This window comes from Sporosarcina sp. FSL W7-1349, from assembly GCF_038003045.1.
GTDB lineage: Bacteria > Bacillota > Bacilli > Bacillales_A > Planococcaceae > Sporosarcina.
Genome location: NZ_JBBOOK010000001.1, coordinates 2,640,510 through 2,656,209 on the forward strand (window position 1 = coordinate 2,640,510; position 15,700 = coordinate 2,656,209).

The following is a 15,700-nucleotide window of genomic DNA, read 5'->3' on the forward strand; positions in this document are numbered from 1 at the left end:
ATTTCACTTGTGGAAGATAAAATTGTAAAGGTGACACTGTCACCATAGGCACCATCGTTGCAACATCAGGAATTTTTTGGCACAATGAAGGGTAAAAGTCGCTATCAGGGGGAGGGTTTCTATGATTCGTGCCATCATTGTCGATGATGAACCGTTGGCCTTGCAGCATATGAAGCTAAAATTGATTGAAACCGGCCATGTTGAAGTAATCCAAACTTTTTTCAATCCGCTTGCCGCTTTAGAAGAAATGAAAAAACTAGATTTCCATGTCGCCTTTCTCGACATCGAAATGCCCGGATTAAGTGGGTTGGATTTAGCAGAGTATATTCAGGAATGGAATCCTTCTATTTATATTGTTTTTGCTACTGCCTATCGGGACTATGCAATCCAAGCTTTTGAATTGCACTCCATCGACTATGTTCTCAAACCTATTATAAAAGACCGGATTGATAAAACGATTACACGGATACGGGACCATATTCTTTTGACAGCAGAACTCCCCGTTCAAGAAATTCCTCCCTCGTTGAGAATAGAGTGTTTCCGTGAATTTGCCGTGTACCATCAGAATGAACCGATCAAGTGGAAAACGGCAAAGGTGAAGGAGCTTTTTGCCTTTTTCATTATGAATTATAATTCACCTATCAATCGGGATAGCCTAATTGACACGTTATGGCCAGAAACGGACTATCAAAAGGCAAAAATCCAGTTGCATACTTCCATCTCCCATTTGCGAAAAACATTGAATGCGCTTGGCTATCCGAATGCCATCACTTTTTCAAATCAAAGCTACTCTCTGCAATTACCGGCATTTCAATGCGATGCACATGAGCTGGAGCAGCTTGTCGATGATATGCCCAAGCTGGAAGAAAACAATGTGCAAGTAGTTGAACGCATCATCCAACAATACCAAGGGGATTTCCTGGAGCTCAACAGCTACGACTGGTCGATCACGAAAGCGCAAGAGCTTCGCCTATCGATTTTGCAACTGCTGCAAACGATGGTCCATTACTATTCGAACCACCATGAGTCGCATAAAAAACAGCACTATTTGCAGAGGATGTGTCAATTAAACCCCTACTCAGAGGATGGCGTACGCCAATTGATGCAGCATTATATCGATATCGGAAACCGGGCCGGGGCGTTGGCCGCTTATCATGATTTAAAGTCGCTTTTGATGGAAGATTTGGGTATTTTACCGGATGCCTCCACAAATGAATTATATGAAACGGTTTTGAGGAGTCACAGTAATTCTTCACCACAAAAAGTCCAATAAGCTCCCCCGACGGGAGGCTTATTGGACTTTCTCACTTCTTCGGAATGGAAAAATGGACAACTGTTCCAACATATGGGGTACTTGTAATACGCAGCCCTTGCCCATACAGTTGGTGTAGGCGTTTCTCCGTATTTCTTAACCCGATGCCTCTTCTTTCTCCAGAATGCTCTGTCAGCAATCCTTGCAATTGATCCGCATTCATCCCCATCCCATCATCCGAAATAATAATGTCTACGGATTCCGGATGGTCAAGAATCTCGATACGGACCGTTCCCCCTTCTGGCCGTTTTAAAATACCATGTTTAATGGCGTTTTCCACAATGGTTTGTATTGTGAAGGGAGGTATGTGAATATCGGGGACCTGTTCAAAATCCTCCACCACTTTCAACCTTTCACCAAAACGTTCCCGCTCGATAAAAACATACGAACGGACTAAACTGAGCTCGCTAACCAACGGAACGACTTGATCAAGATTTTGGGCCGCAAAGCTGGCATGCAGGTAGGTTCCGAACTGCTCCAATAACCTGACCATTTTCGCAGGGTTGATCTCACTTAAAGCAGCTATGGTATTCAAAGTGTTGAAAAGAAAATGGGGCTGGATTTGTGCTTGTAGCCAAGCCGCCTCCATTCGAACGCGTTCATCGATGGAACGTTTCAACGCCGTCTGGGCATGTATCCGGGCTATCAACTCCAGTCTTTCCACCGGCTTTGTGACATAGTCGGTAGCTCCGGAATAAAAGCCCGTTTGAATGTCTTCCAGTTGGCTTCGTGCCGTCAATAAAATGACAGGGAGTTCGGAAATCGAAAAACGCTCCCTGATTTTCCTTGTCAATTCATAACCGGACATATTCGGCATCATGACATCCGAAATGACGAGATCCCATTGCCCTTGCTGCAATAATCCCAGCGCATCTTTTCCGCTAGCACATGTAACCACTTCATGCTGTTCCATCGTCAGAATCCGTTCGACAATAGCCAGATTGAGTGGATCATCATCGACTACGAGAAAACGGGACGTTCCTATATTAGGCTCCAACCTGTTATTCTGTTCAATCCGCTCCTCTGATTTTTCCTGGGCAGGCTGCAAAGGAAGGGGAACGGAACTTTGTTTTTCAACGATAGGCAAAGTAAAGGTAAAAGTCGAACCTTCCCCAACTTCTGTTTTTACTGAAATTGTACCTCCATGAAGCTGGACAAGCTCCTTGCAAATGCTCAGCCCTAAACCGATCCCCCCACTCATCGCCGTCATGCCGCCATCGGCACGTTCATAAGGGTGAAAAGCCAATTCAGCGGTCTCCTGATCCATTCCGACGCCTTCATCGGAGACTTCAATGACAGCCCATCCTTTCCTCACAGTAGCGGAAACCCGTACGCCCCCCTCTTCCGAGTACTTCACCGCGTTATGAATCAAATTGAAAAATATCTGGAATAATCTGTTCTCATCCGCCATGACAAGCGGGAAGTCTGCCGGGATATCATTTACAAAAGAAACCTTTTTTCCTTCCTTCATAAATTGCAGTGTATCAAATACGCTGGAAATTACGGAAGTAGTGTGAATTTCCTTTATGTCCAGCCGGATGGAGGCATCCTTCAACTTGGACATATCCAACAGGTCGTTCAAGACCATGGCCATTTGACGTCCGACAGCCATCAACGTTTCCAAATTCTTTTTATTCTCATTGGATAATTGATCCCTCCCACTGTCGTGGATGGCTTGCGAAATATTCAAGATTCCATGCAGCGGATTCCGAAGTTCATGTGATGTGTTTGCAAGAAAATCGTCTTTCCGCTCGATTTCCTTCTGCAATTGTACGGACAAGCGATTGCTCATATCACTTGCATGGAAAAAGCGCCTGAACCAATAAACCCCAAACAGGACAATGCCAATCACCAAATCAAATGGATAATAAGGGAGCGAAGCGAACATTCTGTTTTTAATGGAAGCCCAAATAATGCTGCTCGCCAAAGCGGTCACTGCCAACAACAGATAGACAACATCCTTTCTACCTATTAGGGCGAGCCTAAAGAGAAAAAATGGAAGAACAACTGGGAAGAGCATGATGATCGAAGATACCGGAAAGGGCGGAAATAGATTGACGTCCTTTATCTTTTCAACCAAGAACACGATATATAGCACAACTAAAATATCAAAATAGCGACGGGCGAATTTCCAGCCTGGAAAGGATTCCTTTATAATGCCTCTAAAAAACAACAAAATAAAGAACACCGCACTGACGTAAGAAATGCTAATCATGGCCCGCCACATCTCAAAAGATATGGAAGGGACCAAATACAGCAGAATCTTATCATCATCCACCAAAATCGAAAGGCCCATCATCAGGAATGCCAAAGCCAAGTAAAGCGTCTCCCGTCTTCTATCAAAAAACAAAAAAATGATAAGAGAATAGAAGCTATGCAGCAAAACAATCGTAACTGTCATAAACTGCAGGAAGTAATTGACCGTCATCATTCTTTTTACTTCACCCTGTTTTCCGAATTCAATGGATTTCACAATCCCGCCCGCTCGGTTTGGCATGAAGTTGGACACCTGAATGACAAGATCCAGCTCCTTCGCACGGCCATCCACTAACAATTCAATCGGCCGATAATCCGGTACTGCTTCCTCAGGGGTCGACGCGACTTCCCCTAGTTTCAACATCTTTTCATCATTGACATACACAGCAAATGCCGAAACAACCTCTTGAAAATAAAAGACATACGACTCCGGCTGGTTTTCATCCAATAATATTTTTAAGCGGTATGTCCCATACACCTCTGATGCTCCGCTATCGAAAAAGTCAGTCTTTCGGTTTTTCGGAACCTCCGTCCGTATGGGAGCTTCCGCTGTCGACAAACCGCCATCTCTACTATCCGATAGCTGATCTTTATAAAATAACCATTCGCCATCCAGTGGCACCACTTTATTTTCCAACACTGCCGAATCTCGTAAATCAATGACACCGTCCTTCGCACGAGGAGAGCTTTCTGACAAATACATGCCGATCCATATGAAACGCAATATCGTTAAAAATGATAAGAATAAAATTAAACTTACAAACACTTTCCCTATTTTCATACTCCCTGTTTCGACAGGCGGCAGATTGATTCCTTGTTTCTTCAATTTAAGTTTATCGCTTTCTCTTTTTCACCATAAAAATGGCTGCTGCAAAGGAAAAGAGGACTAATGCTCCAAAACCGGCAATTTCCCAAATGGACAAATTTTTGGTCAATGTTTGACTCTCGACGGCCGTTGCGGGGACCTCTTGAAGAAGAGCAGCATTCGTAAATACTTGGCGATTATTCGATTGGCTAGCTATAGTCGCCTGTTCATCCGAATCTCTTACGTAATCGAGCAGAACTTTGTCTAAATATGAATTGGACTCATCTACCCGGTCAAATACGAGCATTGAATATTTGCCATTGCCCCAAGGACTGGGCTGGATCCAACCTACATTCTCCATTGCCTCTTGCACAAAGCCGAACGACTGCAGATCGGGAGTGCCCCCATCATAAGGCATGATCAATTTGTCCGCTTTCCCCTTCAACAACGGCTGAATGTCCGGCCCCCCTACAAAAATCAGATGCCGATCCTTGATCTGTTCTGCCGTCACCTTTTCAGCAGTTGCCAAACTCCATGGCATCGGTTGGCTATATACAAACAGGGCACGATACAGATCGAGCAAAGATTGGTCCCATTCGGATTCGGAGGAAGGCAAAATGATCAATGTATCCTCCCCTTTGTCGATGAAAGGCGAAGGGAATGCCGCCAATGAAAAGCTACTCGTCTCCTTTTCTACGGGGAAAGTGAAATGACTGTCCTCATCAATATAGATCCACCGATTCTGATCTGTCGCAATGCAAGGATTTTTTGTCAGCAAGCCGTTGCCGACAAATTGTAGACTGATCATCCGTTTATCTTGAATTGCATTCGGCTCGACAGGAATCCGGACGGTATAACTTCCTTCTTTCTTCTCGACCAACTTCCGGATATTGACGGAATGCGGCACATCATTGACAAGAACAACAAGTTCCATATCCCGCTCGGTCATATCCGCTGCCTGTTCAATATCCCGCGCAGCAAGTGCAGTATGCTTGAGATGCAGTTCTAAGATCGGTGATTGGTCCTTCTCGCTGGCAAATGGAACGTAGTGGAAAAACTGTTGGCTCTCCCTGTTGTTCCGATCAAGCGTGAAACTGGTGATGCCAAACTTCTTGAGCGGAATGATCCGTTCATCAGAATCTGCCTTGCGCTCCGGCAATGTCTTGATTGTCATCTGTTTGCCAGATAACTGCTTGGTCAGGGTAGGATCGGTTAATACATCCAGCCGTTTATCGAAATCTTCGGGTGAAGAAGCAATAGCGAACAGCATATCTGCCTGCTGTTTCCTGTCCGTCAGCGTATGACGGGAAATGGTAACCGAATCCTTTTCGCTTGGTAAAGCAGCTTGTTGTAATAAATCCTTTAGAAGTGGACTTGTGAATTCGGAATGCGTCCCGATCACAATGAGATTTCCTGTTATTTGCTGGAGTTCCGATTCCCGGATAACCTGGTGCGCCTCCTCTTCATCTCCCTGTTCCGCGAGATAAGCTGCCAATTGGATACCGTTGTTTACCGTCTCCAACGACCCCTCCTCCGGTAAGACAATGAATGCCGGGCGATTCGCCGTACCGGTGAAATCATGCAAATAATCCGCCAACGAAAGTTCTTCATCGCTACGTTGGCCACTCAACTGCAAATAAGAGTCAATGCCGATGGTGAACCAGTTTCCCGGCGTCCCTTGTTCCACACAGACCCCTTCTTTAATGATTCCCGAAAAAGCGATAGACACTTGGTGAAATCCTTTCTCCAAAGCTTTTCCCGACAACGGGACCACTATCTTTCCGGCAAGTTCCTCGCCATTGAGCGGCTTGGACAGGACAGCCTCTTCATCAACATGGATTGTCACAGAAGATGGTGCGATCAATAATTCCGAATGGCTATAGTGCAAGACGAGTCGATGTTCCGTGTCTGCAGGAGCCGAGCGCATTTCATAATAAAATATCGCTTCCTGTTCCGGCCCGGTCAATTCAATTGGGCGATTCGTCAATGGCTGTTTCAAAATGGTTGATGGATGGATATCCATTCCCACATCTTTCACTTGCAACTGCACGGCCGCCTGTACTTCGCCTTGCAATGGCAAGAAACCTACACACAAAACCGCAAATAGGCATACAAGCAATGCTTTAGTTCGTTTCATTATGTCCCTCCATTGTTTTTTTGGTAAATCGCTCTGTTTTATACCAACGCACTTCTTGGCGGAAAAGGATCCGCTTCATTTCCAAGAAGAGTGAGTGGACAACGAGGGCAATCCACATCTGCGAATACGTAAAATACATGAAAATAACATAAAAAAAGTTGGCGCGGTTCATCTCCGCCTTTTCAATGCTCAGCGTAATCATCACCTCTGCCAGAAATAGCAGGAAGGCAAGCCCCCATAACACCAATGCGACGTTTCCGATATTCAAATGCAATTCGTAAAATAAATTGATAATAAAAAGCCCATTGGATAAAATGACACCAAAAAAGAATAGGAAATACGTAAAGAAAAAGTAAAACAAGTCAAAGATGATCCGTTTTCGTTTCAGCTTGAATAGTTGTCCGAGAAATTTCAGGACGACATATTGATTGCCCCGCGCCCATCTCGTCCGTTGCTTCCACCAGACGTTCAACGTTTCCGGCTCTTGCTCCCATGTAATGGCCGCGGGGAAAAAACGGATATGATGGCCCAAGTCATAGACACGCACCGTCAACTCGGTATCTTCTGCAAGCGCTTTAACATCCCAGCCGCCAAGCTGCTCCATGACGCTGCGCCGGATGGCAAAATTCGTACCCGGAATGGTGGCGACTTTGAACCACTTCCACCGTCCTCCTTGAGCCATCCATTGAAAACAGATCGTTTCGATATTGATGAAGCGGGTGAGCCAAGTCTGTTTGGCGTTGATCACCCGGAACTTCCCTACCATGGCGGCCGCCTTCGGATCATTGACGAGCCCCATCACCAAATACCAGACCGCCATCTTTTCCGGCGTGTTGTCCGCATCATATACAACGATGACGTCACTCTCCGATTGCTGCATTGCTTCATTTAACGCGGAAGATTTGCCAATTCCCCGGTTGGGCAGCTTCGTTTCAATGACTCGAATAAACGGATACTTTTCGGCGAAACTGTCCGCGATTTCCCCCGTCCGGTCCGATGAATTATCATTGATGACGATGACCTCCAATTTGTCCTTCGGATAATACAGACGTGACATTGCTTGGAGTGTCTGCCCGATGACAACTTCCTCGTTATGCGCGGGAATGAATACACTGACAGTCGGCAGATTCACCATCCGCTTTTCCCACGTCGGAATGACCCTTTCGAATGTCTTAAAATGCCGATACCCGCCCTGCATTAAAAACATATGGTACAGGAGCATGACCCAAATCAGGATGAGCGCCGCATAAAAAAGCCAGTTAGCCAATGAATTCCCTCTCCTCGAATAAACGTTTTTTCAACCGGATCCGCAAGTTCGTCACATACACGGCAAACATGGCAAGAAAAACAAGAACAATAACAGCAACGATCCAGAGTGCAAGATCGAATGGATTTTCATACATCCGATCAAGTAATTGGTCTTTTGCTGTAAGGGAAGACTCAATATGCCGCCCGCCAGTCCCCGTCTGCGTTATTGCCACCCGATCTGTCCGAACGAAATAATTCTCCTGCTGAAAATCGATCCATTCCATGTTCGGGATGGATTCCATTAGTTCGATCAGTTCGGGCAAATACGATAAGCCTAAATACGGATGATAAAATCCGCCTATAACAGAACCGGGAACTGTTTGCAGCCGTTTCACAGCGATTCCCATATCGTGAAGCGGATTTGCCAACCCGGGATCGACATAGCCGATCGTTTCGGGGTAGAGCGTCATTCCCGCCAAAATAGCCGGCTTTCCAATGAACAACGGACTATCCATGACACTCCAATTAGAATCGCTTAATTGAATCTGACCAAAAATGGAGGAAAAGTAGCCGGAAGTGATCTTGTATCCATTAGAGCTCATCGTGTAATGGGGCGCTTCAAAAGCGACTGGATATAAACCGAGAGCGGTAAGCGTCTCAATCGACTTTTTATGTTTCCTTTCGATATACCTGATCTCTACCTGATTCATCATTTGTTTATAAGTCTCGTATTGTTCAGCAGAGGTAAAAGAATCGACCGTTTTCAGTTTTGGCGGTAGCTCGTCCATCCGCTCTGTCGTAATCGGCTGATTGAGCTCCACGTCCCAAAATTCGAACCCTTCCCCGGTTTCATCGGATCGGTAGGAGTGGGTATACCCATGTGCAATGACCATCCCGCCTCGATCCTGCAATCTTTTTAGCACTTCGACGAGCGGTTTGTTTCGGGCCAACGAAATCTGTTCACCGGTTTCGCTATTGACATAGACTGGAATGATTGCCATGAAAAAAGGAATGCCTCGATCCGCTAGATACATCCCCGTTTCCTCGACGAGCTTCGCGTCCGAAATCGGAGAAATGTCTTCCAACCGGATGTAGGCGGGATGGCTGTCCGGCTCCGTTCTGTCCAGCAGCTCATAAAGGGAACGGGACAGGACATATTTCTCTTCCGTACCGAATGAGGTAGTTGCGATATAGGACACCTTTCCTTTATTCGAAATGAAGGGCAGTTTCTTCTCCGATGTCTCCCCTTCCGACAAGACGGTTGCATCTGCAGGCGGTATTGCTTGGAGGACCGATTTGACAGCCCGTAACGGATTTCCATCCAAATTGCGTATATATTCCTCCCCAGCGATATGCCAATCTTGGAAAGGTGTTAACTGCTCCGCATTGTATCCGAACGCAAGCAGCCGCCCTTGAAAATTATTGATGGCATGCCGCACCCACTCCGGAACATCGCCTTTGTAGTCCCCGACAAACACAACGACATCATACAGGCCTATTTCTTTTTCGGGCCCTTCGGCAGAATACAGATCAATCTGATTGGTAAAGCCGGCAAGTGTCGCTTCGATAAAAAATATGTTGGAGTTCGGCTTCCCATCATCCGTCATATAAAGTAACGCGATTTCAGGTACCTTTTCCTCCGCGAACACAACGGATGCGGCAATGAGAAGTTGTGCAAAAAGTAAAACTGCACTGATTCCCCACCAACGTTTACAATTCACGTGCCACCATCTCACTTTCCACTTGTGAAACTAGAATCGCATGGTCCGTCGTTTTCGCATGTCCGTTATAAACGGCGTGACCAGCCCGAAACGATAACGTGATGTATTTTTCATTCAGCAATTGATGGTGCTTAATGGCGGAGGCCAATTTATCATAGACCGTCTCAATCGAGGTATCATTCGTATGGGTCAGCAATAGCGCAAAACGGTCGGTTGCATAACGGAATTTACGGTCAGTGGACCGGATGATAGTCTGCATAGTATCCGCCAGGGAATGGAGCAGGTGCTTCTGCTCCTTTTCACCATATAACTTGAGAAATTCATTAAAGAAATCAATTTGGATCAAAACAAGGGTGAAGGCACCTCCATACCGGTCAATGCGCTTCATTTCCGCCTCCAACTCCATGGCCATTCGGTATTTATTATCAAATCCGGTCTCCGTATCGACCGCCACGAATTGGCGAAGTTCCTCCTGCAATTGTCTTGTCAGCCTGCCTTGCCCTGCAATTCTTTCATGGAGCTGTCCTGCCAGTAGGACAAATATTAGAAGGGAAAAACCGTAGCCCAATAAATGCGATAACGGCATCGATAGTGTTTCAACCGACAATGAACTGCTTGGCAATGCCATGTAAACCAAAATTGTGCCAATGATGAAAATGAACAGTACACTGCTAAACAGTCCTACCAAAGGGCCCGCCACTAGCGAGAGAACGACGAACCCAGTCAAAAAGGCACTCATTAAAAGCCCGGTCCGTCCTTCTTGCAACAGTAGAAATAGAGTAATCTGCATACCTAGCAACAACAGAGCAAACAAGATAAGGGGTCTGATTTCCACATCAAAATGCTTCTTCATCGATTCCTTTCCTTTCCGCCAAAAGTGCAAGCAAATTATCAAAAGTATGAGTGTCCTTCGAATAAATGTCGGTGTATCCCCCGTAGTAGGGAAGCTTTTCATTAGCCTGCTGTAATGTTTTCATCTGATTGAAAAGCTGTTTGGCGAAATCTTGTTCCTCGATTTCCAAACACATAAGAATTGCAAGAGCGTAAACAGCTGCCGCTTCATAAGGGACAGTCGCTTCTCCGGTGTCGCGGTTATACCGCCCATACAATTTTCCATCCCCCTTTGCAAAAGCGGTCTTCGTAAAATCAAGAAGCGGTGTAACGTCCCCCTGCCATTGAGCCCGGTGGTATCCTACGTAAAACTGGTCTATTAAATTGATTTCGGTATCGTAGGAATAGGATTGCGTTTTAACATGATAAGTTTTCGGAAAAAATCCCAGTGGCGAAACCGGGGCTTCCAGGAGCACTTGCTTCGTCATGTCGTATGTCTGATCCGGCAGCGAAAGTTGCTGAAGCCGGTCAAATCCAGCTGGAATGATATAACTTAACGTAATATTTTCCCCTTTGTACTTGCTCTCCAAATCTACATGATCGACTAATAGATCGTCGTTCATTTGATAACGGATGAGCGACTTCCCCATTTTGGCCGCCAATTTTGGATAAGCTCCCTGATGCCACTTTTCACCCGCCTCATACAAGGCATTGATAATGCGCAAGTCATCGATGAACGCGTTCGCAGGCGCTTTCGAAGTACCTTGCAGTTCCCAAGTGACCAAATGATCTTTCGTAAGAAAATACGTTTCCAATGCCTCCACTTGCTGATCAAATAGCGCAACATCATTTTTCGCTACTAAATAATCCATCCATAAGCCGACCGTTTCGGATAGATAAACATCTTGCTGGTCCAATAAATCCGTCTGCATACGCCCATCTTCCCGAAGTAAATAATTTTGGATAAAGTGCTCCGCCAGCAACGGTTCTTTTGCTATCTCCTTCTTTTTTTCATCGTCGGAAAAAATGGTGGTGCTTGTTGCAACGCCAAGTAGGAGAACGACGACTAATAGTCCAAGTGTTTTCTTTTTCATCTTTTTCCTCTTTCCACTTATGGCTCCCGCAGTCCTTTCATTGGTTTTGAATACATTCGGATGCAGGTTCCTCCCTCCCGCTTGGCCGCAAACATGGCCGAATCGGCAAATTTCAATAACTCCGCAATGTCAGCGCTATGATCAGGAAAAATGCTTCCCCCCAAACTTACACTCATGTCCAAGCAATGCTCGCCTACCCGGAAAGGACGGGCGAATATCGTCTGGATTGCCTCGGAAAAATCGAGTAAATCATCATCGAATTCAATCAGGATGACAAATTCATCCCCACCAAAATGAAACACCCGATTCATTGTCGATGGATGATGTTGAAATCGATGTGCCACTTCCTGTAGCAAAAGATCACCAACTGAATGGCCATACGAATCGTTGATTTTCTTGAAATGGTTCACATCCACATAAAAAAACGCCAACTTCGAGCGCTGGCGTCTCGCTCTTTCCAGATAAGAGGCACAAGATAGATGGAACATTCGGCGATTCGGCAAATTCGTCAGATCATGATGACATGCAAGATGTCGCCATTTTTCCATTGCTTTCCGATCCGAAACATTTTGAAGGACGATTAAATAGTTTACCAAAGGGCCCGTGCTTTGTTCGAAGGGAATGATCGTCGCGTTCACCCAGATGGATTCCCCATGCTTTGTACGGAGACAAAGATCCCCAATCCATTGTTCCCCCTGTCCAAGAGTGGTCAAAAGCTCTTGCCAAAAGCTGTCAGCTTGATAACCTGAATTCAGAAACCAAAGGTCTGCAATTCGGTAGAATTATATTGAAAAAGCTGAACGAATTTGTCATTCACTTCTATTACATTTCCAGACGGATCCATTACCATCACCATGAAAGAAGACGACAACGCGGTTTTAATGGTATGGAATACATGTTGGCCGTCATCTGTCCCCGTTTTCTCACGGACCTTCAACGGAAATCGACTTACCATTTAGCTTCCCCTTCCCCGTATTCACTGTTTTTGATTTGCTTCATTATAAAGAACGGCGCTTATACAACTCTTACATTATTGAAAAAGCAGGCCGTTTATATTAGGCCTAACGAACTGTTTATGAGTAAATAAAAAAGAACAACCGGTCCTCTTTCGAGAACTGGTTGTCCACTTTTAGTTCTTTATTTCGGAATTTGAAAGGATACGGATGTGCCTTCATCGGGCTGGCTACAAATGTTCAATCCATTTCCATTTAGCCTTGTCAGGCGACGGTGAGTGTTCACGATGCCAATTCCTCTTTTCGAGCCCGCGGAAGCCTGCAGGATTTCTTTCAATTTTTCCTGCTCCATGCCTACCCCATTGTCAATGATGGCAATTTCAGAATAGGTTTCATGATCTTTGATTCGAATCCGAATCGTCCCTCCTTCCACCCGTTGGAGGACACCATGCCGAACAGCGTTTTCAACAATTGGCTGGATGGAAAATGGTGGAATCCACAAATTCACCCCATCCTCAATCTCCCACGCAATTTGCAAACGTTCGCCGAATCGTTCTTGTTCAATAAACAAATACGACCGTGTTAAATCCAATTCATCTTCTAGCGGGATAAGAGCTTGCGTACTATGAACACCAAAGCTTCTTCGCAAATAATTCCCGAATTCATGAAGGAGCGTGACCATCCGCTCTATATCTGTTTCAGCAAGGGAAGCAATCGTATTCAACGTGTTGAATAGAAAATGAGGTTGAATTTGCGCTTGCAGCCAAGCCCCTTCCATCCGAAGCTGCTCTTGGATGGATTTCTTCAGATCAGTCAATGCTCTCACTCGGGATTTTAATTCCAAAGCATCCATCGGTTTTGAAAGATAATCATTTGCGCCTGAATGGAAACCTGTATAGACATCTTGAAGTTGGTTCCGTGCCGTGAGCAGTAAGACAGGCAGCTCCGAAAGGGTAAACCGCTCACGAATCTTTTGTGTTAACTCATATCCCGACATATTCGGCATCATTACGTCGGAAATGACCAAGTCCCATGCGCCCGTTTTCAAGAGCATCAATGCCTCTTCTCCACTTGTCGCGGTGGCTACTTCATACTCCGCAGTCAACATCGTTTGTAAAATTTGCAGATTCAGCGGATCATCATCCACTAGTAGGATCTTCGCTATCTTCTCTACCCGCTTGGAGTCATTTCCAACAGGATGGAAAGCCTCAATGTTTTCCATTCCATCGTTCTGTTTTTCAAGCAGTGCGGAAGTCGGCATCTCCAGATCTCTTTTAATTTCTTCTGCGACAGAAGCGGCCATCTCCAGGTCTCTTTCGATTTCTTCCGCAACGGAAACAGCTAACGGTAGAGTGAATGAAAAAACAGATCCCTTGCCCGGTGTTGATTGTACAGAGATTTTTCCGCCATGCAGCTCTACCAATTGCTTGCAAATCGGCAGTCCCAAGCCGATGCCGCCCATGGATGCTACCGTGGGGGTTCCTTGTTCATATGCTTGGAAAATCTTTTTCCGTGTCTCCTCCTCCATTCCGACCCCGGTGTCTGCAACTTGAATAGTAGCTACCCCATTTTTATAAGTAGCGTCGATTGACACAGATCCTTCATTTGTAAATTTCACTGCATTATGCAAAAGATTAAATAGAATCTGGATAAGCCGGCTTTCATCCGCCAGGACACGAGGAAAGTCAGCGGGGATGTCTAAATGAAACCGAAGTTTCTTCCCTTCTGTCATATAACGGATCATATCGATGACACCTGAAGTGACTGCATGGATATTTACACTCTCCCGATGTAACCGGATATGCTGTTCTTGCAAACGGGTAATATCCAGCAAGTCATTCAACAATAATGTCATTCTGTGGCCAATCCGGACGAGCAATTCCAGACTGGCTCGATTTTTTGCCGTTAAAGGCGCTTCCTTATCATCCAAGATCGTCTGCGCTATATTGATGACACCATGAAGCGGGTTTCGCAGCTCATGGGATGTATTCGCCAGAAAATCATCTTTCATCTTATCCGCTTGCTGAAGCTCTTTGGTCTGTTCTTCGTTTAAGTGGACCAGATGGAAATGTCGCCTGAATAGAATAGCCGTAATAGCAAAAACAGGGATGATAAAATCAAATGGATAGTAAGGAATATCCACTAGCCCCGCGTTGATGGCAATGCCCCAGACTGCATTTGACAGATAGCTCGTCAGCATAAGCAATAATAAGACAGCATCGGAATAGCCATTTCTCAAAATCTTTATTGTTTGCACAAAAAAAGTCGAAAAAGAAAGTAGATAAAAGACAATCACAATCGGCCCCGAGAACAAAATAAATTGTTCCAAGGGGACAAAGAGCACACCCACTACTAATAGAATATAAAGCAGAAACAGCAATCGCATAAATCGTATTTTTATTTGAAATAGGTTTTCAAGTACTTTAAGGACGACCAATAGGATGCTTATAAATAGAAGCAAAAGCAACTTTTGCGTCATCGCGATAGAAAGAGGTAGTTGTACCAGAACGTTATCATCTATGGAATTAGAAATTATATTTAACGCAAGTAGAAGGCTATAATAAAAGAATTCTTTCCGGTATTTCCCTTTCCCGAAAAAGAAGATGTACGTAGCATATAGAATATGCAACAGGTAAATCACATTAACAATGATCTGAAGGGTTACGGAACCGGTCGTTTCTTTCAGAACCGCAGTCTCTGTTCCAATATGAACGGCACCGGTAAGCCCCCCTTGGATTGGTATTTCATAATTGGACACCCGGATGAGAAGGTCCACTTCATTGTTTTCATTATGAAATAAAATAGAAAAAGGGCCTCGCTCTGTTCCACTTGTACTGGGCCTTTCCGTTGGGGAGTTCCACTCTTTCAGCAATGCATCGTCCACATAAACTTTTGCAGCCGTTGTAATATTTTTCATCCGGATGCCATACAACCGATCTTCCTCGGGAAGAAGGATTTTCAGACGATATGTACCGTAGCCATAAGGTTGCATACCATTATCCGAAATGGCGTCCCGCCAATCGCCGGGAACTCTTATATATTCCTCCGTTCCACTTCCTTTTGAATCAGGCCCAAGAAACTCATGCGGATAAAACTCCCACTCACCATCCAGTGTAATCGTTTGATGGTCGGTGAAAGTCCATTCACTTAAATCAATGACCCCTTTTTCCGCTTCGGGATGAACGGGGATTTGATGGTACATCACCCATCCAATCCGGAAACTAGTTAAAATCAATATGTATATACTGATGATGAAAAAAATCTTTCTCACAGATATCGGCTTATTCACAATCGTCACCTATTTCATCCCTTTAAGTAAAAAAAATCTTGCCTATATAGGAAT

Annotated in this window: 10 protein-coding genes; 1 reads left to right on the forward strand and 9 read right to left on the reverse strand. The window is 45.0% G+C overall.

What is annotated here, in order from left to right; translation table 11 throughout:
* The first annotated feature begins 121 nt into the window (after positions 1–121).
* On the forward strand, positions 122–1,273 hold the full coding sequence (locus tag MKY41_RS13075) for a response regulator (protein ID WP_340745428.1): 1,152 nt from the start codon (positions 122–124) through the stop codon (positions 1,271–1,273).
* A gap of 31 nt (positions 1,274–1,304) precedes the next feature.
* On the opposite strand, the gene MKY41_RS13080 is transcribed toward MKY41_RS13075, so the two are convergent.
* The 9 genes from MKY41_RS13080 to MKY41_RS13120 form a co-directional block, all read right to left on the reverse strand.
* Positions 1,305–4,394, reverse strand: a complete 3,090-nt coding sequence (locus tag MKY41_RS13080) for an ATP-binding protein (RefSeq protein WP_340745429.1) — start codon at positions 4,392–4,394, stop codon at positions 1,305–1,307.
* Between the two features lie 7 nt (positions 4,395–4,401).
* Positions 4,402–6,510, reverse strand: coding sequence for a cellulose biosynthesis cyclic di-GMP-binding regulatory protein BcsB (locus MKY41_RS13085; protein WP_340745430.1), 2,109 nt, complete (start codon positions 6,508–6,510; stop codon positions 4,402–4,404).
* Entirely contained in the window at positions 6,497–7,777 is a 1,281-nt protein-coding gene (locus MKY41_RS13090; RefSeq protein ID WP_340745431.1) for a glycosyltransferase family 2 protein, read from the reverse strand. Before MKY41_RS13090 ends, MKY41_RS13085 begins: the two co-directional genes overlap by 14 nt.
* Positions 7,770–9,479, reverse strand: a complete 1,710-nt coding sequence (locus tag MKY41_RS13095) for a DUF2334 domain-containing protein (RefSeq protein ID WP_340745432.1) — start codon at positions 9,477–9,479, stop codon at positions 7,770–7,772. The genes MKY41_RS13090 and MKY41_RS13095 overlap by 8 nt, the downstream gene beginning before the upstream one ends.
* Entirely contained in the window at positions 9,469–10,332 is an 864-nt protein-coding gene (locus MKY41_RS13100) for a GGDEF domain-containing protein (RefSeq protein ID WP_340745434.1), read from the reverse strand. Before MKY41_RS13100 ends, MKY41_RS13095 begins: the two co-directional genes overlap by 11 nt.
* Positions 10,316–11,404, reverse strand: a complete 1,089-nt coding sequence (locus MKY41_RS13105) for a hypothetical protein (RefSeq protein ID WP_340745435.1) — start codon at positions 11,402–11,404, stop codon at positions 10,316–10,318. Before MKY41_RS13105 ends, MKY41_RS13100 begins: the two co-directional genes overlap by 17 nt.
* A 17-nt stretch (positions 11,405–11,421) precedes the next feature.
* The gene (locus MKY41_RS13110) at positions 11,422–12,042 is read right to left on the reverse strand and encodes a GGDEF domain-containing protein (RefSeq protein WP_340745436.1); all 621 of its coding nucleotides are present in this window, start codon (positions 12,040–12,042) and stop codon (positions 11,422–11,424) included.
* Between the two features lie 113 nt (positions 12,043–12,155).
* Positions 12,156–12,359: a PAS domain-containing protein gene (locus MKY41_RS13115; protein WP_340745437.1), complete on the reverse strand. Its 204-nt coding sequence runs from the start codon at positions 12,357–12,359 to the stop codon at positions 12,156–12,158.
* Between the two features lie 182 nt (positions 12,360–12,541).
* On the reverse strand, positions 12,542–15,655 hold the full coding sequence (locus MKY41_RS13120; protein WP_340745438.1) for an ATP-binding protein: 3,114 nt from the start codon (positions 15,653–15,655) through the stop codon (positions 12,542–12,544).
* Positions 15,656–15,700: the final 45 nt, after the last annotated feature.